Annotated in this window: 17 protein-coding genes; 5 read left to right on the top strand and 12 right to left on the bottom strand. The window is 63.2% G+C overall.

Annotated elements, in window-relative coordinates:
* Positions 1 to 89: 89 nt before the first annotated feature.
* The 3 genes from rsmD to DJFAAGMI_RS09005 form a co-directional block, all read right to left on the bottom strand.
* On the bottom strand, positions 90 to 800 hold the full coding sequence (rsmD, locus tag DJFAAGMI_RS08995; RefSeq protein WP_003051863.1) for a 16S rRNA (guanine(966)-N(2))-methyltransferase RsmD: 711 nt from the start codon (positions 798 to 800) through the stop codon (positions 90 to 92).
* Positions 797 to 2,149 (bottom strand): M16 family metallopeptidase, encoded by a 1,353-nt coding sequence (locus DJFAAGMI_RS09000; RefSeq protein WP_211456881.1) that lies wholly within the window; start codon positions 2,147 to 2,149, stop codon positions 797 to 799. The genes rsmD and DJFAAGMI_RS09000 overlap by 4 nt, the downstream gene beginning before the upstream one ends.
* Positions 2,150 to 2,326: 177 nt before the next feature.
* The gene (locus DJFAAGMI_RS09005; protein WP_211457400.1) at positions 2,327 to 3,760 is read right to left on the bottom strand and encodes a M16 family metallopeptidase; all 1,434 of its coding nucleotides are present in this window, start codon (positions 3,758 to 3,760) and stop codon (positions 2,327 to 2,329) included.
* A gap of 64 nt (positions 3,761 to 3,824) precedes the next feature.
* On the opposite strand from DJFAAGMI_RS09005, the gene ftsY reads away from it, so the two are divergent.
* Positions 3,825 to 4,991: a signal recognition particle-docking protein FtsY gene (gene ftsY / locus DJFAAGMI_RS09010; RefSeq protein WP_211456882.1), complete on the top strand. Its 1,167-nt coding sequence runs from the start codon at positions 3,825 to 3,827 to the stop codon at positions 4,989 to 4,991.
* Between the two features lie 107 nt (positions 4,992 to 5,098).
* Here ftsY and cutA read toward each other — a convergent pair whose 3' ends face one another.
* The gene (gene cutA / locus DJFAAGMI_RS09015; protein WP_211456883.1) at positions 5,099 to 5,473 is read right to left on the bottom strand and encodes a divalent-cation tolerance protein CutA; all 375 of its coding nucleotides are present in this window, start codon (positions 5,471 to 5,473) and stop codon (positions 5,099 to 5,101) included.
* A gap of 42 nt (positions 5,474 to 5,515) precedes the next feature.
* A complete protein-coding gene (locus DJFAAGMI_RS09020; RefSeq protein ID WP_211456884.1) occupies positions 5,516 to 6,520 on the bottom strand; it encodes a 2-dehydropantoate 2-reductase in 1,005 nt (334 codons plus the stop codon).
* A 227-nt stretch (positions 6,521 to 6,747) separates the two neighbouring features.
* On the opposite strand from DJFAAGMI_RS09020, the gene DJFAAGMI_RS09025 reads away from it, so the two are divergent.
* Positions 6,748 to 6,960: a hypothetical protein gene (locus DJFAAGMI_RS09025; protein WP_043006220.1), complete on the top strand. Its 213-nt coding sequence runs from the start codon at positions 6,748 to 6,750 to the stop codon at positions 6,958 to 6,960.
* Positions 6,961 to 7,041: 81 nt separating this feature from the next.
* Here the strand turns inward: DJFAAGMI_RS09025 and DJFAAGMI_RS09030 are convergent, their stop codons facing one another.
* The 5 genes from DJFAAGMI_RS09030 to DJFAAGMI_RS09050 all read right to left on the bottom strand — a co-directional run bounded on the left by DJFAAGMI_RS09030 (position 7,042) and on the right by DJFAAGMI_RS09050 (position 12,808).
* Entirely contained in the window at positions 7,042 to 8,490 is a 1,449-nt protein-coding gene (locus DJFAAGMI_RS09030) for an aldehyde dehydrogenase family protein (RefSeq protein WP_211456885.1), read from the bottom strand.
* 114 nt (positions 8,491 to 8,604) lie between these two features.
* Positions 8,605 to 9,534 carry a dihydrodipicolinate synthase family protein gene (locus DJFAAGMI_RS09035; RefSeq protein WP_211456886.1) on the bottom strand — a complete coding sequence of 310 codons (930 nt, stop codon included), beginning with the start codon at positions 9,532 to 9,534 and terminating at the stop codon, positions 8,605 to 8,607.
* 11 nt (positions 9,535 to 9,545) lie between these two features.
* Positions 9,546 to 10,718: an L-rhamnonate dehydratase gene (locus tag DJFAAGMI_RS09040; RefSeq protein WP_211456887.1), complete on the bottom strand. Its 1,173-nt coding sequence runs from the start codon at positions 10,716 to 10,718 to the stop codon at positions 9,546 to 9,548.
* 60 nt (positions 10,719 to 10,778) lie between these two features.
* Positions 10,779 to 11,828 carry a 4-hydroxythreonine-4-phosphate dehydrogenase PdxA gene (locus tag DJFAAGMI_RS09045; RefSeq protein WP_211456888.1) on the bottom strand — a complete coding sequence of 350 codons (1,050 nt, stop codon included), beginning with the start codon at positions 11,826 to 11,828 and terminating at the stop codon, positions 10,779 to 10,781.
* 2 nt (positions 11,829 to 11,830) lie between these two features.
* The gene (locus DJFAAGMI_RS09050; protein WP_211456889.1) at positions 11,831 to 12,808 is read right to left on the bottom strand and encodes a Bug family tripartite tricarboxylate transporter substrate binding protein; all 978 of its coding nucleotides are present in this window, start codon (positions 12,806 to 12,808) and stop codon (positions 11,831 to 11,833) included.
* A gap of 115 nt (positions 12,809 to 12,923) precedes the next feature.
* On the opposite strand from DJFAAGMI_RS09050, the gene DJFAAGMI_RS09055 reads away from it, so the two are divergent.
* The 3 genes from DJFAAGMI_RS09055 to DJFAAGMI_RS09065 all read left to right on the top strand — a co-directional run bounded on the left by DJFAAGMI_RS09055 (position 12,924) and on the right by DJFAAGMI_RS09065 (position 16,172).
* Positions 12,924 to 13,868 (top strand): LysR family transcriptional regulator, encoded by a 945-nt coding sequence (locus DJFAAGMI_RS09055; RefSeq protein WP_043008695.1) that lies wholly within the window; start codon positions 12,924 to 12,926, stop codon positions 13,866 to 13,868.
* Positions 13,869 to 14,439: 571 nt separating this feature from the next.
* On the top strand, positions 14,440 to 15,357 hold the full coding sequence (locus DJFAAGMI_RS09060; RefSeq protein WP_249334203.1) for a 3-hydroxyacyl-CoA dehydrogenase family protein: 918 nt from the start codon (positions 14,440 to 14,442) through the stop codon (positions 15,355 to 15,357).
* The gene (locus DJFAAGMI_RS09065; RefSeq protein WP_211457402.1) at positions 15,357 to 16,172 is read left to right on the top strand and encodes a beta-keto acid cleavage family enzyme; all 816 of its coding nucleotides are present in this window, start codon (positions 15,357 to 15,359) and stop codon (positions 16,170 to 16,172) included. Before DJFAAGMI_RS09060 ends, DJFAAGMI_RS09065 begins: the two co-directional genes overlap by 1 nt.
* An 8-nt stretch (positions 16,173 to 16,180) precedes the next feature.
* On the opposite strand, the gene DJFAAGMI_RS09070 is transcribed toward DJFAAGMI_RS09065, so the two are convergent.
* Entirely contained in the window at positions 16,181 to 16,867 is a 687-nt protein-coding gene (locus tag DJFAAGMI_RS09070; RefSeq protein ID WP_211456890.1) for a GntR family transcriptional regulator, read from the bottom strand.
* A 6-nt stretch (positions 16,868 to 16,873) separates the two neighbouring features.
* On the bottom strand, positions 16,874 to 18,631 hold the full coding sequence (locus DJFAAGMI_RS09075; RefSeq protein WP_211456891.1) for an IlvD/Edd family dehydratase: 1,758 nt from the start codon (positions 18,629 to 18,631) through the stop codon (positions 16,874 to 16,876).
* Positions 18,632 to 18,639 lie beyond the last annotated feature (8 nt).

Here is an 18,639-nt window from a genome sequence, read left to right on the forward strand (position 1 = left end):
TCAGGCCTGCGCAGTGCTGAACCATGCAAAAAAGAGCTGCTGGCGCCTCTGCTCGAAGCGCCAGCAGCTCCCGGTTCGGCAGCAAGGCTTTACTGCTTCTTCAGCAGATGCGCATGGACGGCGCCGGCCTTCAGATAGCGGTGCAGCTCCAGCCCCATTTCCAGCAAGCGGTCCTCGGCCCAGGCTTCGGGAGCTTCCAGATAAATGAAGCCGCCATCATTCAAGGCCGCCGTGGCGGCCTTGAGCGCGGGCTCGAACAGCTCGGTCTGACCGAATGGCGGGTCCAGCAAGATCAGATCCTGCCCCGCCACGGTCTTCAGGCAGCTCAGCGCATCACCGCGCTGCACCTTGACCATCCTGGCATCGAGCTTTTGCTGAAGACGCTGCAGCTGCTGCACCAGGGCTGCATCCTGCTCGTTCATGATGACGCTGCTGGCGCCGCGCGATGCGGCCTCAAAGCCCAGTGCCCCCGTGCCCGCGAAGGCATCGATGCATTTCCAGTTGCTCAGGTCCTGGCCCAGCCAGTTGAACAGGGTCTCGCGCACGCGATCGGGCGTGGGCCGCAGACCGGGCTTTTGCGCCACGGCAAGACGCGTGCGGCGCCATTGCCCGCCGATGATGCGGATTTCACCAGCCCCGGTGGCCGCCGGCTTGGCGGCGGCAGGTTGGGCAGCCTTGGCTCCGGGGCGGGCCGGGCGGCTGGCCGCCAGCTCCTGCGCCTTGCGCTCGGACTCGTGAATCATCTTGTCCAGCGCCTTGCGGCCTGCGGGTGTGTGTAGCTTGATGGCACTGCGGCTCATGGCTTGGCTCCGAGAGTGATGGTGACCATGCGATCGGGCTGAACCATGCGTTGCATCGCCTCCTTCACGTCCTTGGTGGTCAGAGCCTGAACGCGATCGGTCCAGTGCTCCAGATAATCGAGCGGCAGGCCATTCCAGGCGATGTTGGCCACATTGCCCAGCAGCTTGCGGTTGCTGTCTATGCGCAGGGCAAAGCCGCCGATCAGATTGTCCTTGGCCGCCTTGAGTTCCTTGTCGCTAGGACCTTCGGCAATGAATTTGCGCAACACGTCCTGCGAGACCTTGAGCGCCTCGGCCGCCTGATCGGGACGGGTCTGCAGGCCGATGATGAAGGCACCGCGATCCAGTCCCGGCGAGAAGTCGCTGGAGACCCCGTAGGTCAGGCCCCGCTTCTCACGCACTTCTTCCATCAGCCGCGATGTGAAGCCGCCGCCGCCCAGAATGTGGTTGCCCACCATCACAGCCAGAAAATCGGGGTTGTTGCGCGCAATGCCAGGCTGGCCTATGAGCACCTGGGCCTGGGCCGACTCGAACGGAATGTTCTCGACCTTGGCTTGCTTCAGGTCCTGCACCTTGCTCACAGCAGGCAGCGGCGGGCAGTCGTTGCCATTGGTGGCCTGTAGCGGCCCCAGCAACTGCTTGACCATGGCATCGGCCTGCTGGCGATTGACCGCCCCCACCACGCTGACCTTGGCGCGGCAGGCGGCAATCAGCTTGCGGTGAAAGTCCTGCATGGCCGAAACATCGATCCGGCCCAGGCTGTCGACCGTGGTCTGATAGCCGTAGGGCGAGCTGCCGAACACGGCCTTGCGAAAGGCCTTGGAGGCCACGGTGCCGGGACGGGTGTCGGCTTCCTTGATGGAGGCGCTCCAGCGCTCGCGGTCACGCTGCCACACGGCCTCGGGCCAGCTTGGCGACGCGATCTGGCGCGCCGCCAGGGCCACGGCTTTTTGCTGCAGATCGGGCACGGTCAGCGTGCGCAGGCCGAAGCTGAAGCTGTCGCGCCCCGCGCTGGCGCCAAAGCTGGCACCCAGGTCGGCCCAGGCCTGGCCCAGGCCGTTCTCATCCAGCGCAGGCGCATCGCCCGCCGCCTTGATGCCCTTGGAGGACATCATGGCCACGGCTGCCGCCAGGCCCAGCTTGTCCTCGGGATCGCGGCGGCTGCCGGCGTCAAAATCCACCTGCACATCCACCATGGGAATACCGGGACTTTGCACCAGCCAGACCTGGGCACCGCTGGGCTGGGTCCAGTGCTCTATAGGCAGCAAGGCCCAGGCAGACTGGGTCAGAAAACCCATGCCAGCGCTCACCACAAAAGCGCCAGCAGCTATTTTCTTCATAGTTTTCATGTGTTCAACCTCTGTTTTCCATGTCGCCGCATCAGCGAGGGCATGCCCCATGCGCAAGCAGCCCGGCATGGGCCGCTCTGCAGCGAAGGCTGCGTCCCCCGCCCCTGGCGCGCAGCGCGCAGAGAGAGAGGGGGAAGGCGCGGGGCCGCCCGGGCAAGCAGCTCAGGGGGTGTTTCATCAATGCACCGAACCGCCTGCATCGGCCTTGCCGGACATGGGACGCTGGGGCTTGGCGCCCGCGGGCAGCGGCTGGGGCACCAGAGTGCCGACGGTGAGCTGGTCGTCGCCGAAATACTTGGCGGCCACGGCCTTCACATCGTCGGAGGTGACTTTCTGCAGCTCGGCCAGCAGCTTGTCCTCGGCATCCAGCGGCATGTTCTGGATCCAGTAATTGCCCAGATTCTGGGCCTGGCCCATGACGGAATCGCGCTCATAGACGTTGGAGGCCATCCACTGCGTCTTGACGCGCTCCAGCTCGTCAGCCTGCACGCCCTCCTCGGCCACCTTCTTGATCTGGGCGCGCAAGGCAGCTTCCACATCGGCCACGGTCTTGCCCTGGGCCGGCACGCCGGTCAGCATGAACAGGCTGGGCCCGCGCCCCATGATGTTGGCCGAGCTGCCGGCGCTGTCTGCCACACGACCGTTGGCCTGGCCTTCGCCCTGCACCAGGGCGCGTTCCAGACGGGCTCCGTCATAACCGTCGAGCACCGCGGACAGCACCAACAGCGCCAGCGCGTCCTTGTCGTCGGCCTGCAGCTTGTCCACGCTCTTCAGCGTGGGCGTGCGATAGGCCATGGCGATAAAGGCCTGCTCGGCAGGCTGCTTGACCTCGATGCGGCGCACGCCGATCTGCCTGGGTTCGGTCTGCGGCTTGCGCTGCGGCAAGGCGCGCGCAGAAATGCTGCCGTAATACTTCTCGGCCCAGGCTCGCACCTGGTTCACGTTCACATCCCCCACCACGACCACGGCGGCATTGGACGGCACATACCAGCGCTTGTGGAAGTCGCGCACATCTCCGGGCGTCATGGAGTCCAGATCGCTCATCCAGCCCACCACGGGGCGGCGATAGGGCGAGGCCATGAAGGTGGCCGCCATCAGCTGCTCCATCAGCATGGCGCGCGGCTGGTCGTCGGTGCGCATGCGGCGCTCTTCCTTGATGACCTCGATTTCCTTCTTGAATTCGGAGTCCGGCCACTGGTTGTTGGCAAAACGGTCGGATTCCAGCTTCATCACGTCTTCCAGACGGTTGGACGGAATCTGCTGGTAGTAGCCCGTGTAGTCACGCCAGGTGAATGCGTTTTCCTGGCCGCCCAGCGCCGCCACGCGACGCGAGAAGTCTCCCGGCTTGACGCTTTTGGAGCCCTTGAACATCATGTGCTCCAGCGCATGGGCCACGCCCGTGGTGCCGTCGACCTCGTCCATGGAGCCCACACGCACCCAGACCATGTGCACGGCCGTGGGCGCGCGACGGTCGGGCAGCACGATCAGCTGCATGCCGTTCTTCAGCGTGAACTGCTGCACTTGCGGCGCGGCCGCCGTGGCGGCAGCAGGCACAGGTTGCGACGATGCGCCCGGCGCAGCCAAGGCTGCCCCAGCGCTCAAACAGGCCATTAAGCCCAGTACAGGGAGTGCGCGTACATGTTTCATAGAATGATGCGATTCTAAAAACCCGCCAATGTTCAGTTTTTTCAAGAAAAAGCCCAATTCACCCGATGCGGTGAACACCACGCCCGCTGCCGAGGCAGCCGCGGCGCCTGCGTCTGCTGCGCAAACCAGGCCCGCTCCACAGGATACGCCTGCTGCGCCTGCCGAAAACGGCAACAGCTCCTGGTGGCGCAAGCCCTTTGGCGGCGGCGCGACGGCCAAGGCCGGCGAAGATCAGCCTGCTACTCAGGATTTTGTAGCAGCCCCCGAGCCTACCGCAAAGCCGCAAGCCCCAAATTCCCGTCAAAGCTGGATGGAACGCCTGAAAGCCGGTCTGCGCAAGACCGGCTCCAGCATTGCCACCGTCTTTACCGGCACGCAGATCGACGACCGGCTCTATGAAGAGCTGGAGGACGCGCTGCTGATGGCCGACACCGGCGTCAAGGCCACCCAGCATCTGCTGGAAGACCTGAAGCGCCGCGTCAAGGAAACCAAGACCACCGAGCCCGCCGCCGTCAAGGCGCTGCTGGCCGATGCGCTGACCGATTTGCTGAGGCCCCTGGAAAAGCCGCTGACCATCGGCGAGCACACACCGACCGTCATCATGGTGGCCGGCGTCAACGGTGCGGGCAAGACCACTTCCATCGGCAAGCTGACCAAGCATCTGGCCGACGGCGAGCAGTCCGTGCTGCTGGCCGCTGCCGACACCTTCCGCGCTGCCGCGCGTGAGCAGCTGGGCGTCTGGGCCAATCGCAACACCGTGGAAATCATCAGCCAGGACGGTGGCGACCCCGCCGCCGTGAGCTTCGATGCCGTCTCCGCCGGCAAGGCGCGCAAAAAGGATGTGGTGCTGGTCGATACGGCCGGACGCCTGCCCACGCAGCTGCATCTGATGGAAGAGCTCAAGAAGATCAAGCGCGTGGTGAGCAAGGCCGACGGTACGGCGCCTCATGAGGTGCTGCTGGTGATTGACGGCAACACCGGCCAGAACGCGCTGACCCAGGTGCGCGCCTTCGACGATGCGCTGCAGCTCACGGGTCTGATCGTCACCAAGCTCGACGGCACGGCCAAGGGCGGCGTGCTGGCCGCGATTGCGCAGGAGCGCCCCGTGCCTGTCTACTTCATCGGCGTGGGCGAGAAGATCGAGGATCTGGAAACCTTCAGCGCACGCGAGTTCGCCCAGGCTCTGCTGTCCTGAAGCACAAGAACCATAGCTGTCAGCGCTTTATCTATCGAGTTTTCAGATAGATTGAGCACTGAAACCCAATGAAGGAGCGCGCAAGGCGCTCCTTTTTTATTCAGGCTTCAGAGCTGCACCTGCTGCTTGAGCCATTTGGCATAGTCGTTCAGGCAGCGCTCGGTGCGCATGGTGATCTGGGGCACCTCATAGCTGTGATGGCTGCGCAGCAGCGCGGTCAGCCGTGGCAGTGCCTCGGGCAGGGTCTTGCAGATCAGCCGCCATTCGGGAGCGGTCTGCAGCACGCCGTCCCACTCGTAGTACGAGGTGATGCGCTCGGTCTGCACACAGGCCGCAGCCTTGGCCGCGACCAGTGCCCGCGCCATGTCCTCGGCCTCGGCCGAATTCCCCACGGTCGTCGTCACCACGCACAGCGTGGCCCAATGACTGTCCTGCGCGGACTTGGACTTGAGAGTGGCGGTCTGGGTAGATGTGGTGCTCATGCTGCCTAGTCTAGGCCCAAGACCGCCCTGCCCGCCACCGCCTTACACCGGATACAGACCCAGCTGCTGCGCGCGCAGCCGCGTCAGACCCAGCAGTGCATCGGTGAACGGCGTGCTCATGCCGCACATGGCGCCCATCTCGCGCACGGCGCCCACCAGGGCGTCCAGCTCCACCGGCTTGCCGGCTTCCACATCCTGGAGCATGGAGGTCTTGAAGCCGCCCAGCTTGAGCGTGACCTGATGGCGGTCCTGCGGGCTGTCGGCAATCGGCAGGCCGATGCGCGCGCCGATTTCCCGGGCCTCCAGCATCACGGCCGTGATGAAGTTGCGCACCAGCTCGTCGCCCAGAATCCTGTCCGTGGTCGCGCCCGTGATCGCACTGACGGGGTTCATGGTCATATTGCCCCAGAGCTTGTACCAGGCATCGCGCTGGATGTTGTCGCTGAGCCTGAGCTCGATGCCGCCCGAGCGCAGCAGCTCGGCCAGCGCCAGCAGACGCGGCGTGGGCGCATCGCCGGGCAGGGCCGTTGGCTCGCCGACGATGAGGCTTTTGCCGAAGTGCCGGCGCACCACACCGGGCGCGTCGAGCGAGCAGCTGGCATGCACCACCGAGCCGAGCACCTGCCCGGTGGGAATGGCGCGCGCAATCTCGCCCTGCGGATCCACGGCCTTGAGCTGCAGGCCGCGCAAGCCGGCATCCACGCCACCGGCCAGAAACCACCAGGGCACGCCGTTCATGGCGGTCAGCACCAGAGTCTGCGGGCCGATCAGCGGTGCGACGGCACGGGCCACATCGGGCATGGACGGCGCCTTGACGGCAATCACCACCACATCCTGCACGCCCAAGGCGGCCGGGTCCTGCTGCGCATTGACGGCTACGGTCTCGCTCTCCTCGCCATGCACCAGCGTCAGGCCGTTGTGCTGCAGCGCAGCCAGCGTCTGGCCTCGCGCCACGGCGCTCAGCTCGCAGCCCGCCCTGGCCAGCGCCACGCCCAACCAGCCGCCAATGGCTCCGGCACCGTAAATACAGACTCTCTTCAGACGCATGCTTTTGTCTCTCCTGTCTTATAGAACTCTCAAAAACAGTAGCTGCCGGCGCTTTGCCTGAGAGCGCTCGGGCACTTCCTGATCACCCAAGCCGGCGGCCGCCGCTCATTGTTGATACGTTAACAGCAGTATCCACCCGCGCGACACTGAAGGCCGTTGACAGCTGGGCACCCCGCACTGCGCGCCATGCCAGCTGCCCTGTTCATCGACATTTCAAGGACCGATTCATGAGCTCCAACACCGCCGTCGTCAATCTCACAGCCCAGATCACGGCACTGGCCACCGCCTTGCGCATCGTGCTGGACGCCAGCCCCCAGGCTGCCCAGACACGCGAGCAACTGGCAGCAGCGCTGGACAAGACCATTCATGACGCGCTGGAAGAAGGGGTCTGGGACAACGCCGACGGTGTCAAGACCATCAGGGCGGCGCTGCTGGGCTGATCCCCACCGCGCCATGAAAAAGCCGGGCCCAGGGCCCGGCAAAGAGAAGCAACAATCAACGATCTCGCTCAGGCCAGCGCATCACGCCAGCGTATAGGCCGTCTTCACCGTGGTGTAGAACTCCTGGGCATAGCGCCCCTGCTCGCGCGGGCCGTAGCTGCTGCCCTTGCGACCGCCAAACGGCACGTGGTAGTCCACACCCGCCGTGGGCAGGTTGACCATGACCATGCCAGCCTGGCTGTGGCGCTTGAAGTGCGTGGCGTATTTGAGGCTGGTGGTCGCAATGCCGGCCGACAGGCCGAACGGCGTGTCGTTGGATACGGCCAGTGCTTCGTCGTAGTCCTTGACGCGGATCACGCTGGCCACGGGACCGAAGACTTCTTCGCGGTTGATGCGCATGCCGGCTTCGGTGTCCACAAACAGCGTGGGCGCCATGTAAAAGCCGTCCTTGCCGCTGCCCGTGTGGCAGGCGACGCGGGCACCGCCAGCGGCCAGGCGGGCGCCTTCGGCCTTGGCGATTTCCACGTAGCTCAGGTCCTGCTCCAGCTGGGCCTGGCTGACCACGGGGCCCATGTCGGTGCCGGCGGCGCGTGCGTCACCGACCTTGATTTGGGCCATGCGCGCCTGCAGGGCCTCGATAAAGGCCGGGTAGATCTTGTCGGTGACGATGAGGCGGCTCGATGCCGTGCAGCGCTGGCCGGTGGAGTAGAAGCCGCTCTGGGCCGACAGTTCCACGGCCTGGTTCAGGTCGGCATCGTCCAGCACGATCTGGGGGTTCTTGCCGCCCATTTCCAGCTGCACCTTCTTGCCGCTTTTGACGCAGGCCTCGGCAATGCCGCGGCCCACGCCGGTCGAACCCGTGAAGCTGATCGCCGCCACGTCGGCGTGGTTGACCAGGGCCTCGCCGATCACGCGGCCACGGCCCATGACCAGGTTGAAGACGCCGGCGGGGATGCCAGAGCGGTGGATGATGTCGGCCAGGGCCCAGGCGCTGCCGGGCACCAGGTCGGCGGGTTTCAGCACCACGCAGTTGCCAAAGGCCAGGGCCGGGGCGATCTTCCAGGCGGGGATGGCGATGGGGAAGTTCCAGGGCGTGATCAGACCGACCACGCCGATGGGTTCGCGCGTGATTTCCACACCGATGCCGGGGCGCACCGAAGGCACGGTCTCGCCCGTCAGGCGCAGGCATTCACCGGCAAAGAACTTGAAGATCTGGCCGGCGCGGCCGACTTCGCCAATGGCTTCTGGCAGGGTCTTGCCTTCTTCGCGGGCCAGCAGCTCGCCGAGCTCCGCCTTGCGCGCCAGGATCTCCGTGCCGATCTTGTCCAGGGCGTCGGAACGCGCCTGGATGCCCGAGGTGGACCAGGCCGGGAAAGCGGCGGTGGCGGCGGCCACGGCGGCCTGCACATCCTCGGCACCGCCCTGGGCGTACTCGCCGATCACATCGGACAGATCGCTGGGGTTGGTGTTGGGGGAGTAGCTGTCAGCAGCCGTCCACTGGCCGTTGATCAGGTTGTGGTGTTGGGTCATGGATATGCTCTTGATAGAGGAGCTTGCTGCGCACGTTATTCATAGAACTCAGCATGAAAAATATCTGAATTCACGAATAAACAAGCGCAACCAGCTCCTGTATTCATAGTCGTCTCAACGGGCCCAGCGCAGCACCAGCGGATCCAGCCGGCGGGCAATGTCCAGCAACTGGCGTCGCACCTCGGGATGCATGGGCGGCCAGGGCGAGCGCGGCGCATCGCAGGCGATCACGCCGCCTTCCTTCATCAGCGCCTTGGCGGCGAGGAAACCGGCCTGGCGGTTTTCGTGGTTGATCAGTGGCAGCCAACGCTGGTATTGCTCGAAGGCCTTGTCCTTGTCGCCTGCGCGGTGGGCTTCGAGGATGGGGCGTATGCCGTCGGCAAAGCCGCCGCCGGTCATGGCGCCGGTCGCTCCGGCCTCCAGATCGGCCAGCAGGGTGATGGCTTCCTCGCCGTCCCAGGGGCCTTCTATCGCTTCTCCGCCCAGCGCGATCAGCTCGCGCAGCTTGCCCGCCGCACCGGCAGTTTCCATCTTGAAGTAGCTGACCTGCGCTATCTCCCTGGCCATGCGGGCCAGAAAGGCCGGCGACAGTGGCGTGCCTGCGGCCGGCGCATCCTGGACCATGATGGGGATGTCGATGGCGTCGGACACACCCTGGTAGAAGGCCTGCACCTGGGCTTCGCCGAAGCGGAAGGTCGCACCGTGGTAGGGCGGCATGACCATGACCATGGCGGCGCCCATGTCCTGGGCGCGGCGGCTGCGCTCGGCGCAGATTCTGGTACTGGTGTGCGTGGTGGTCACGATCACGGGCACACGGCCGGCCACATGCTCCAGGGCCGTGCGCGTGAGGATTTCGCGCTCCTCGTCCGAGACCAGGAACTGCTCGGAGAAGTTGGCCAGGATGCACAGACCATGAACGCCCGAGTCGATCATGAAGTCCAGGCAGCGCTTCTGGCTGGCCAGGTCCAGCGTGCCGTCCTCGTGGAAGGTGGTGGGCACGACGGGGAAGATGCCCCGGTAACGGGGATTGGAGAGTCCGGGCATGCTGCGTCTCCTCAATCGATGATGTGGAACTGGTCGAGGTACTCGGTCTTGAGCGTGAGGCCCAGGCCCGGCACGTCGTCGCGCAGCTGCAGGAAGCCGTTGTCGGCAACCGGTTCGCCGTCGAAGATGTACCAGAACAGCTCGTTGCCCACTTCCACGTCGAAGATGGGGAAGTACTCGGCCATGGGCGAGGCCAGCGTGCTCATGGTCAGGTGGTAGTTGTGCATCTGGCCGGCATGCGGGATCACGGGTACGGAATAGGCTTCGCACAGGGCATTGATCTTGTGCGCCGCCGTGATGCCGCCCACGCGGTTGGTGTCGTACTGCACGACGGAGACGGCCTTCTTGTCCAAGAGCTGTTTGAAGCCGTAAAGCGAAAACTCGTGCTCGCCGCCCGAGATGGGGATGATGTTCATGGCGTTGAGCTCGGCATAGCCGTCGATATCGTCGGCGATCACGGGCTCTTCCAGCCAGCGCGGCTCGAACCTGGCCAGCTTGGGCAGCATGCGCTTGGCGTACTCCAGGTTCCAGCCCATGTAGCACTCCAGCATCAGGTCGGTGTCGTAGCCGATCACTTCACGGATGGCTTCGACGGACTTGAGGTTCTCGCGCACACCGTCCTGCAGGTGGGCGGGCCCGTAGCCGAAGCGCATCTTGAAGGCCTTGAAGCCCTGATCCAGGAATTTCTGTGCTTCGTCCTGCATCTCTTTCAGGTCGGTGCGGTAGAGCTTGCTGTAGTAGCAGGGAATCTTTTCCTTGGTGCGCCCGCCCAGCAGCTTGAACACGGGCTTGTTCACGCTCTTGCCCAGGATGTCCCAGATGGCCAGGTCCACGGCAGAGATGGCGGCCATGGTCACGCCCTTGCGGCCCCAGGCATGGGTGGCGCGGTACATGCGCTGCCACAGGTATTCGTAGTCCCAGGGGTCCTGGCCGATGACCAGGGGCGCCAGGTACTCGTCGATGATGGCCTTGGCGACCTTGGGCGCCAGGGCCACGTTGCCCAGACCGATGATGCCGTCATCGGTTTCGATCTCGACCACGGTCCACGAATGGAAGCGGAAGGTGCTCATGGACTCGGTGTTGGAGTACACCAGATCCATGGCGTTGGAGCAGAAGTTGCCCTGGGGCGGAACGGTCTTGCCCTTCCATTCAAAGACACGGGCGCGGACGGACTTGATCTTCATACAGACCTCGGAAGAAAAGAGTGAGTAGGACAGGCGACCCAAGCCGCCCGGAAAGTAGGCTCAGACGGCTGGGGCAGCCTGGCGAGTGCGGTGCGCGGCCCCCATGCGTGCGGCAATCTGCAGCGCCTGCCAGGTGGCTTCCACATTGGCCTTGCCCTGGCCCGCGATGTCGTAGGCCGTGCCGTGGGCCGGTGTGGTGATGGGAATCGGCAGGCCGCCCTGCACCGTCACCCCGCGCGAGAAGCCCAACAGCTTGATGGCGATCTGGCCCTGGTCGTGGTACATGGTCACGATGGCCTGGTACTCGCCGGCCTGGGCCTTGAGAAAGATCGTGTCGGCCGGGAACGGGCCGTGGAACGGCGCATCGCTGGGCCAGTCGCGCGCCTGCAGGGCCTGGACGGCGGGCGCGATGATGTCGATTTCCTCGCGGCCGCAGGTTCCGCCATCGCCGTTGTGCGGGTTGAAGCCGGCAATCGCCACCTTGGGAGCAGCCAGGCCGCTGGCGCGCAGGGCGTTGTAGATCAGCTCGGCCGCCTGGCTGATGCGCTCCTGGCTCAGATAGCCGGCCACATCCTTGAGCGGCACGTGGGAGGAAATACGCGAGGTCCAGAGATCGCCGAGCGTGTTGAACTCGCAGAAGTAGCCGGTCACGCCCAGGTACTCGGCAAAGTGGTGCAGCTCGTCCTCGTGACGCAGGCCGCCCAGCTTCATGGCCTGCTTGTTCAAGGGCGCAAAGCAGATGGCGTCGATATCGCCGGCCAGGGCCGCATCCATGCATTGGTCGAGCACCTGCAGCACCGAGCGGCCGCCTGCCGCTCCCACCTGCCCCTGCACCACATCGGTCTGGGCGACGGTGTCCACGGCCACAAAGGCCGGCAGCCGCGTATCAACACGCTCGCGCGCAGCCGACAGATCGGCCAGCGCCACGGTTGCCACCTGCAGGCCTGCGATGCGCTGACCCTGCTCCCAGAGCCATGGATCGCCTATCAAAACCAGGTTCGCCTGCTCGGTGGCTTGCGGCCTGGCGAGCAAACGTGCAATCAGCTCGGCGCCGATGCCGGAAGGATCGCCCAGGGTCAGGGCGACAACGGGAAGAGAAGCCTTGCTCATGCTCAGTCCAGCTTGATGTTGTTCTTGCGAATGATGTCGCCGAAGCGCTTGTACTCGGCGAGGTGAAAACTGCCGAAATCTGCCTGAGCCATGGGCCGCAGCTCGGCACCCACGGCCTCGAGACGGGTCTTGGTCTCGGGCATGGCGATGACCTTGTTGACCTCGTCATGCACTTTTTGCTGAACCGCCTTGGGCGTGGAGGCCGGCATGTAGATGCCGTACCAGGCACTGATTTCCACATTGCGCAGACCCGCTTCGGCCATGGTCGGTACCTGGGGCAGCTGAGGGTTGCGCTGGGGCGAAGTGACCGCCAAGGCACGCAGCTTGCCGGCCTTGATCTGGCCTATGACCGAGGGCATGGTGTCGAAGCTCATCTGCACCTGGCCGCTGACCAGATCGACCAGGGCCGCGGCGCTGCCCTTGTAGGGCACGTGGGTGATCTGGATGCCTGCGGCATCCTTGAACACCTCGGCAGCGATATGCTGGGTGCTGCCCGTGCCGCTACTGGCGAAATTGATCTGATTGGGATTCTTCCTGGCCATGGCCACCAGCTCCGCCACCGTGTTGGCGGCAACGGAGTTGCCCACCACCAGCACATTGGGCACCGAGCCGACAAAGGCTACGGGAACCAGATCCCGGTTGTTGTCATAGCCGAGCTTGAGCAGATGCGGCGCGATGGCATGGGCCGTGACCACGCCCATGACCATGGTGTGCCCATCCGTGGCCTTGGCCGTCATATCCACCGCCAGCGTGTTGGAGACACCGGGCCGGTTCTCCACGATCACCGGCTGCTTGAGCAGCGGCCCCAGCCTGTCGGCCACGGCGCGGGCCATTGCATCGGTGCCGCCTCCGGGTGCAGAACCCACCAGCATGCGCACGGGCTTGACGGGCCAGTTAGCCGAGTCCTGTGCCTGGACCTGCCAGGGCAGTGCGGCGGCGCCGCACACAGCGGCTATGGAAAGTAGATGACGTCTTTGCACATTTGTCTCCTTGGCTTTTTTATTGCATCGCAGCCCGATCCTAGGGAAGCCGCTGATATGCGTAAACTGAAAGTTATTGATTAATCGATAACCTGAAGCAATAAGAAGCCATGCCATGGGATCGATAGACAAACGCGACAACACGCCACAGCTGCTGAACCGGCTGCGCATGCGTCAGGTGGCCTTGATACTGGCCATCGACGAGCGCCAGACCTTGCGTGCTGCAGCGGCCGAACTAGGTCTGACCCAGCCGGCAGCCACCAAGATGCTGCAGGAGCTCGAAGACGCCCTGGGTCAGCCGCTGTTCGAGCGCGTGGGCCGCCGGCTGCAGCGCAATGCGGCCGGAGAGCGGGTGCTGGAATATTTCCGTTCGCTGCGCGGCAATATCGAGGCCCTGAATCGCGAACTGGGCGAGCTGCGCCAGGGAAGCTCGGGGCGGCTGGCCGTAGGCAGCATCATGGCCGCATCGCCCGGGCGGCTCACCCAGGCCTTGCTGGAGCTGAAACAGCAGTTGCCCCTGCTGGAGCTGGAAGTGGCCGTGGACACCAGCGATCGCCTGCTGGCGCAGCTGCGCGAGGGCGTGCTGGAGGTGGTCGTCGGGCGCATGACGAATGAAGCGGGCAGCGATTGCCGCTTTTGCCCGATCGACGACGAGCAACTGGCCTTCATCGTGCGCAAGGAGCATCCTCTGCTGTCGCTGCAGCGGCCCGGTCTGCAGGCCTTGCAGGGACATGGCTGGGTGATGCAGCCGCCTGGAAGCCCCATGCGCAGCTTGATAGAGCAGGAGTTCCGCGAGCACAGTCTGCCGCTGCCGCGCGGCCTGATTGAAACCGGCTCCATACTCACCACCATCAATCTGGTGCGAAGCTCCAATATGGTGGGCGTGATTCCGCGCACGGTGGCGGACCTTCATGCCGCACACGGCATGCTGCATATCCTGCCGTATCGGACCAAGCACAGTCTGGAGGCCTACGGCAGCCTGGTACGCAAGGATAGGCCCATCAGCCGCTCGGCACAGATGTTCCTGGATCTGCTGCACCGTCACGATGCAGCGGCCTGAAGCGTGGCGTGGCCGGTCGTGACAAGCGGCCCTTTTTCAAGACCGTCAGACCAAGACCGCTGAGGTTCGGTGAAAGACCCCGGTCCTCAGGAAGCACTGGCCGCCAGGGCCCGGCTCCCTGCACATGCCACATCAACCCCGAAGCATCGATGAATGAGTGCCGTGCCTGTTAGATACAACGCTTGCGGTATGCAAAACCGTCATGGACGTTGAGCACATCAAGGCCTCGGCAATGCGTGCTCGGATGGCCAGAAGACTCGCAGACCACCGCACATCAGTTACATGCTGACAAACGAACGCCAGGGCTTTCGGCTGCTGCGTCAGCACGGCCCTGGCGCGCTCGTACTGCGCCGTGGCCTTGCCTAGTCACGCCGGCGGAAGCACAGCAATATATTCAAGAAACAGGATAGTCATCCCAATAAATTTGCTTAACAAATTTATTGCCAGCATCCAGACTGCCTCCAGGATTCTTAGAACTTGGAGACACCCGTTGAAGCAAACGATTTTCAGAGCGCCTGGGCATTTTTTCCGCCCCTCGCGTTCACACGCTGTGGTTATTGGCGGCGGAACAATGGGAGCCGATGTCGCGGTCGTTCTTTGCCGCGGAGCTTGCAGAACGACGGTGATCGAACCCGATGCCGACCGGGCCGCCAAAGTCCCTGAGCGAGTCCGCGAGGGATTGATCCAGCTGGGCGCGGCTCAGCACCTTGCTCGGCTGTCCGTCGTATCGTCCTTGGACGATCTTGACTGGAACTCTGTGGACCTAGTGATCGAATGCATCCCGGAGCGTCTGGACATCAAGCAAGCGCTTTTCAGGCAACTCGAGCAGCGCGCCCGCAAGGATGCATTGCTGGCCAGCAACAGCTCGAGCTTTCCCATCACCGCAATTGCACAAGGCCTGCAAACACAGGAACGCATGCTGGGTCTGCATTTCTTCATGCCTGCGCACCTGACGCCTCTTGTTGAAGTGGTGTGCGGCGAGGCGTCCCGCATGGAATGCGCAGAGAACCTTCATGCCTTCATGCGCCAGTGCGGCATGGTGCCGGTGCTGGTCAAGAAGGACTTGCCGGGCTTTTTGGCAAACCGTCTTCAGCACGCGCTGGCTCGCGAGGCTTTTGCTCTGATTGAAGCGGGCATTGCTTCAGCCGAAGACGTGGATTCAGCCGTGCGCTTTGGCTTCGGATTCCGCTTTCTCGCAGCAGGTCCCGTGCTTCAGCGAGACCATGCGGGTCTGGAAGTCCACTGCGCCGCTGGAGCGACGATGTATCCATCTCTGGCGGCCAACAAGGAGCCTAGCCCATGCCTGTCGCAAAGAGTGGCTGAAGGAAAGTTCGGCATGAAGTCCGGTGAAGGTTTTTTCAAGTGGACTCCAGAGAGCATCGCCCAAGAGAAACAGCGCTACCAGAGGACACTGCTGGCAGGTCTCGAACTTCTCAAAAGCGAGCTGCCTGCCGTGGGCGATGCCGCAGAGCAAGAAGAGAGCGCATGATGAATACACCGCTGATCATCACCGTTGCGCCCAACGGAGCCTACAAGACCAGGGAACAGCACCCTGAGGTTCCATTGACTGCCGCCGATCTGGCACAGACCGCCAAGGAATGCCTGGACTGCGGTGCATCCATGATTCATATGCATGTGCGCAAGCCTGACGGCAAGCATTTGCTCGATGCCCACGCCTACCTTGAAGCCACTGCCGCAGTGCGCAAAGCGGTGGGCCAGGAACTGGTGGTTCAGGTCACCACTGAGGCGGCTCAGGTCTACCAGCCATACGAGCAGATGCGGGTCGCACGAGAAACGGCGCCGGAAGCGATCTCCGTCGGCTTGCGCGAGATACTCAAACCTGAAGTTCCCGAAGCGGATATCCGCTCCTTCTTCACATGGCTCAAGCAGAGCAATGTGATGACCCAGATCATCCTGTATGACGTGGCGGACGTACAGGCCTGGCAACGCCTGCGTGCAGGCGGAATCATCCCGGAAAACAAATGGTTTCTGCTTTTTGTACTGGGCCGCTACTCTGCCGGTCAGACCTCTTCGCCCATCGATCTGCTGCCGTTCCTGAATGCCCATGACGATGTCTATCCATGGGCGATGTGCGCCTTCGGCCCTGAGGAAAATGCGTGCGCGATGGCTGCAGCAAGCCTTGGAGGGCATGCACGCGTCGGCTTCGAGAACAACCTGTTCCTGAAGAGTGGTGAGCCGGCGGCAAGCAATGCCGCCTTGGTCGCCCAGGTCTGCCAGGGAGCCGCAGCGCTGGGCCGTCCGCTAGCCACGGCTCACGATATTCGCAGCCTGTTCCTGAACTGATCAGCACGTCAAGGCAGCAGCGCCTCTTGTGTCTTCAGGTAATGGTCTCTTGGAGGCACAAGATGCTCTGCCGTCAGACGGATCAGGCGCTCCCTCGACCCCTCCCCCTGCGCCAGTACCGCCAGCAACTCGTGATGCTCCTGTTGGGATTGCAGCTGACGCTCTCTGGACATCAGCGTTCCAAATCGAATCGCATGCGTTTGGCGGGCGAAGTCTTCGATGGATTGCGACAAGAAAACATTGCCGCATTGGGCAAACAAAAGCCGATGAAACTCCTGGTTGGTTCGAAAAATGCCGCGCGGATCCTGTTGCTGGATCGCTGCGTCGTGCCCGGCCTGAATGCGCCTGAGTTGCTCCAGGGCATCACGGTCCAGAGGCAGCGCAATTCTGCGCATCGCCTCCAGCTCGAGCAGCTCTCTCATTTCATAGAGATGAATGACTTCATCTCTGCTGAAAGCCTTCACCATGGAGCCAATATTGCGTCTGCGCTCAAGCAGGCCAGCGCTTTCGAGCTGAGCCAACGCGTCTCGCACCACATGGCGTTTGGCTGCGAACCTTTCCATCAGATCGTCTTCAACAAGACGCACTCTGGGAGCCAAGAGGCCCAGAACAATGTCTTCCTCCAATGTCGCGGCAATCATGGATGCACCGTCCTCGGATGGACGGCGCTCCTTGGCAAAAGCGCCCGTCGGCATATGAACTTAACTCCTTGGAATCGAACCCTTGCGCTGCGTCGCAGTCAAGAAATCAAAGTCTGCGCCACGATCAGCCTGCAAAACAGTTTTCTTGAACAGATGCGCGTAACCACGCTCTGCCTCAGGAACTTGAACAGGCTTGGCATTCTGACGCATAGCCAGCTCTTCCTCACTGACCAGCCATTTAATACAGCGCTCGCGCACCGACAGGCGAATTCTGTCCCCGGTTTGCACCCAGGCCAGGGGACCGCCAATCGCCGCCTCGGGCGTCACATGCAGGACGATGGTGCCGAAAGCAGTGCCACTCATACGGCCATCGGAGACACGCACCATGTCTTTCACGCCTTGAGCAGCGAGTTTCTTGGGAATGGGCAGGTAACCCGCTTCAGGCATCGCCGCTGCTTTGGGACCGATATTCTTGAGCACCAGAACATCCTCGGCCCGAACATCCAGCTCGGGCGAGTCGATACGGGCGGCCAAATCCTCCGCATTCTCGAAGACGACGGCACGGCCCTCATGCTCCATCAGCTCGGGGTTGGCCGCGGACTGCTTGATGATGGCTCCTCCTGGAGCAAGATTGCCGTGCAGCACGGCAATGCCGCCCTGTGGATACAAAGGGGCATCCAGAGTCTTCACCACATGCTGCTTGAAGCCGGGACCTGCCGCCTCCAGTTCCTCGCCCAGGGTACGCCCCGTCACGGTCAGAGCATCCAGATGCAGCAGGGGCTTGAGCTCTCGAAGCAGGGTATGCATGCCGCCCGCGGCATGAAAGTCCTCCATGTAGTGGTCGCCGGACGGCTTGAGGTCGAGCAACACAGGAGTATTGCGGCTCATGACGTCCAAGGCCTTGAGATCCAGCTCGTATCCCAAACGACCTGCGATCGCGGCCATATGCACGATGGCATTGGTCGAGCCTCCCATGGCCAGCAGCACGCGCATGGCGTTCTCGAAAGCAGCTGGCGTGAGAATCTTGTCAATGCTCAATCCTGTACGCGCCATGTGCACGGCAACTTCACCGGACCGTTCAGCAATCCGGATGCGGTCGGCAGTGACCGCGGGAGGGGTCGCGCTACCAGGAAGACCAATTCCCAGAGCCTCTGCGATACAGGCCATCGTGCTGGCAGTGCCCGCCACCGAGCAGGTGCCCACACTGGCGACGAGCTGATTGTTGACGTCGGAAATTTCCTCCGCATCAATTTCTTCGGCACGGAATTTACCCCAGTAGCGTCGGCAATCGGTGCAGGCTCCCACTCTTTCGCTTCGATGCGATCCGGTGAGCATGGAGCCGGTCACCAGCTGAACCGCCGGCAGTCCGACCGAAGCCGCGCCCATCAGCTGAGCCGGCACTGTTTTATCGCACCCCCCAATCAGCACGACTGCATCCATGGGCTGCGCTCGCAGCATCTCCTCTGTGTCCATGGACATGAGGTTGCGCAGATACATGCTGGTCGGTTGGGAAAAGCTCTCGTGCAAGGAGATGGTCGGGAAGTCCATGGGAAGCCCACCGGCCATCAGGATGCCTCGCTTCACCGCCTCAATCAGTTGCGGCATGTTTCCGTGACAAGGGTTGTAGGAGCTGCCGGTGTTCGTGATACCGATCACAGGCCTGTCCAGCGCCTTGTCGGTATAGCCCGCTCCTTTGATGAAGGCCTTGCGCAAAAAAAGAGAGAAGCCGCGATCACCGTAGTTGGTGAGTCCTTTGGAGATGCCGCTCGATGCGGCTTCCGGATGAATCGTGGCTTGCTGGTCTGGCTTGTTCGTCATGGAAGGGT

The sequence above is a fragment of the Comamonas brasiliensis genome (assembly GCF_018292285.1).
GTDB classification, from domain to species: Bacteria; Pseudomonadota; Gammaproteobacteria; order Burkholderiales; family Burkholderiaceae_C; genus Comamonas; species Comamonas brasiliensis.

What these genes read in the sequence shown, in the direction of transcription:
- rsmD (WP_003051863.1), bottom strand. Translation starts at nt 800, where the DNA reads ATGAGCCGCAGTGCCATCAAGCTACACACACCCGCAGGCCGCAAGGCG.
- DJFAAGMI_RS09000 (WP_211456881.1), bottom strand. Translation starts at nt 2,149, where the DNA reads ATGAAAACTATGAAGAAAATAGCTGCTGGCGCTTTTGTGGTGAGCGCT.
- DJFAAGMI_RS09005 (WP_211457400.1), bottom strand. Translation starts at nt 3,760, where the DNA reads ATGGCCTGTTTGAGCGCTGGGGCAGCCTTGGCTGCGCCGGGCGCATCG.
- ftsY (WP_211456882.1), top strand. Translation starts at nt 3,825, where the DNA reads ATGTTCAGTTTTTTCAAGAAAAAGCCCAATTCACCCGATGCGGTGAAC.
- cutA (WP_211456883.1), bottom strand. Translation starts at nt 5,473, where the DNA reads ATGAGCACCACATCTACCCAGACCGCCACTCTCAAGTCCAAGTCCGCG.
- DJFAAGMI_RS09020 (WP_211456884.1), bottom strand. Translation starts at nt 6,520, where the DNA reads ATGCGTCTGAAGAGAGTCTGTATTTACGGTGCCGGAGCCATTGGCGGC.
- DJFAAGMI_RS09025 (WP_043006220.1), top strand. Translation starts at nt 6,748, where the DNA reads ATGAGCTCCAACACCGCCGTCGTCAATCTCACAGCCCAGATCACGGCA.
- DJFAAGMI_RS09030 (WP_211456885.1), bottom strand. Translation starts at nt 8,490, where the DNA reads ATGACCCAACACCACAACCTGATCAACGGCCAGTGGACGGCTGCTGAC.
- DJFAAGMI_RS09035 (WP_211456886.1), bottom strand. Translation starts at nt 9,534, where the DNA reads ATGCCCGGACTCTCCAATCCCCGTTACCGGGGCATCTTCCCCGTCGTG.
- DJFAAGMI_RS09040 (WP_211456887.1), bottom strand. Translation starts at nt 10,718, where the DNA reads ATGAAGATCAAGTCCGTCCGCGCCCGTGTCTTTGAATGGAAGGGCAAG.
- DJFAAGMI_RS09045 (WP_211456888.1), bottom strand. Translation starts at nt 11,828, where the DNA reads ATGAGCAAGGCTTCTCTTCCCGTTGTCGCCCTGACCCTGGGCGATCCT.
- DJFAAGMI_RS09055 (WP_043008695.1), top strand. Translation starts at nt 12,924, where the DNA reads ATGGGATCGATAGACAAACGCGACAACACGCCACAGCTGCTGAACCGG.
- DJFAAGMI_RS09060 (WP_249334203.1), top strand. Translation starts at nt 14,440, where the DNA reads ATGGGAGCCGATGTCGCGGTCGTTCTTTGCCGCGGAGCTTGCAGAACG.
- DJFAAGMI_RS09065 (WP_211457402.1), top strand. Translation starts at nt 15,357, where the DNA reads ATGAATACACCGCTGATCATCACCGTTGCGCCCAACGGAGCCTACAAG.
- DJFAAGMI_RS09070 (WP_211456890.1), bottom strand. Translation starts at nt 16,867, where the DNA reads ATGCCGACGGGCGCTTTTGCCAAGGAGCGCCGTCCATCCGAGGACGGT.
- DJFAAGMI_RS09075 (WP_211456891.1), bottom strand. Translation starts at nt 18,631, where the DNA reads ATGACGAACAAGCCAGACCAGCAAGCCACGATTCATCCGGAAGCCGCA.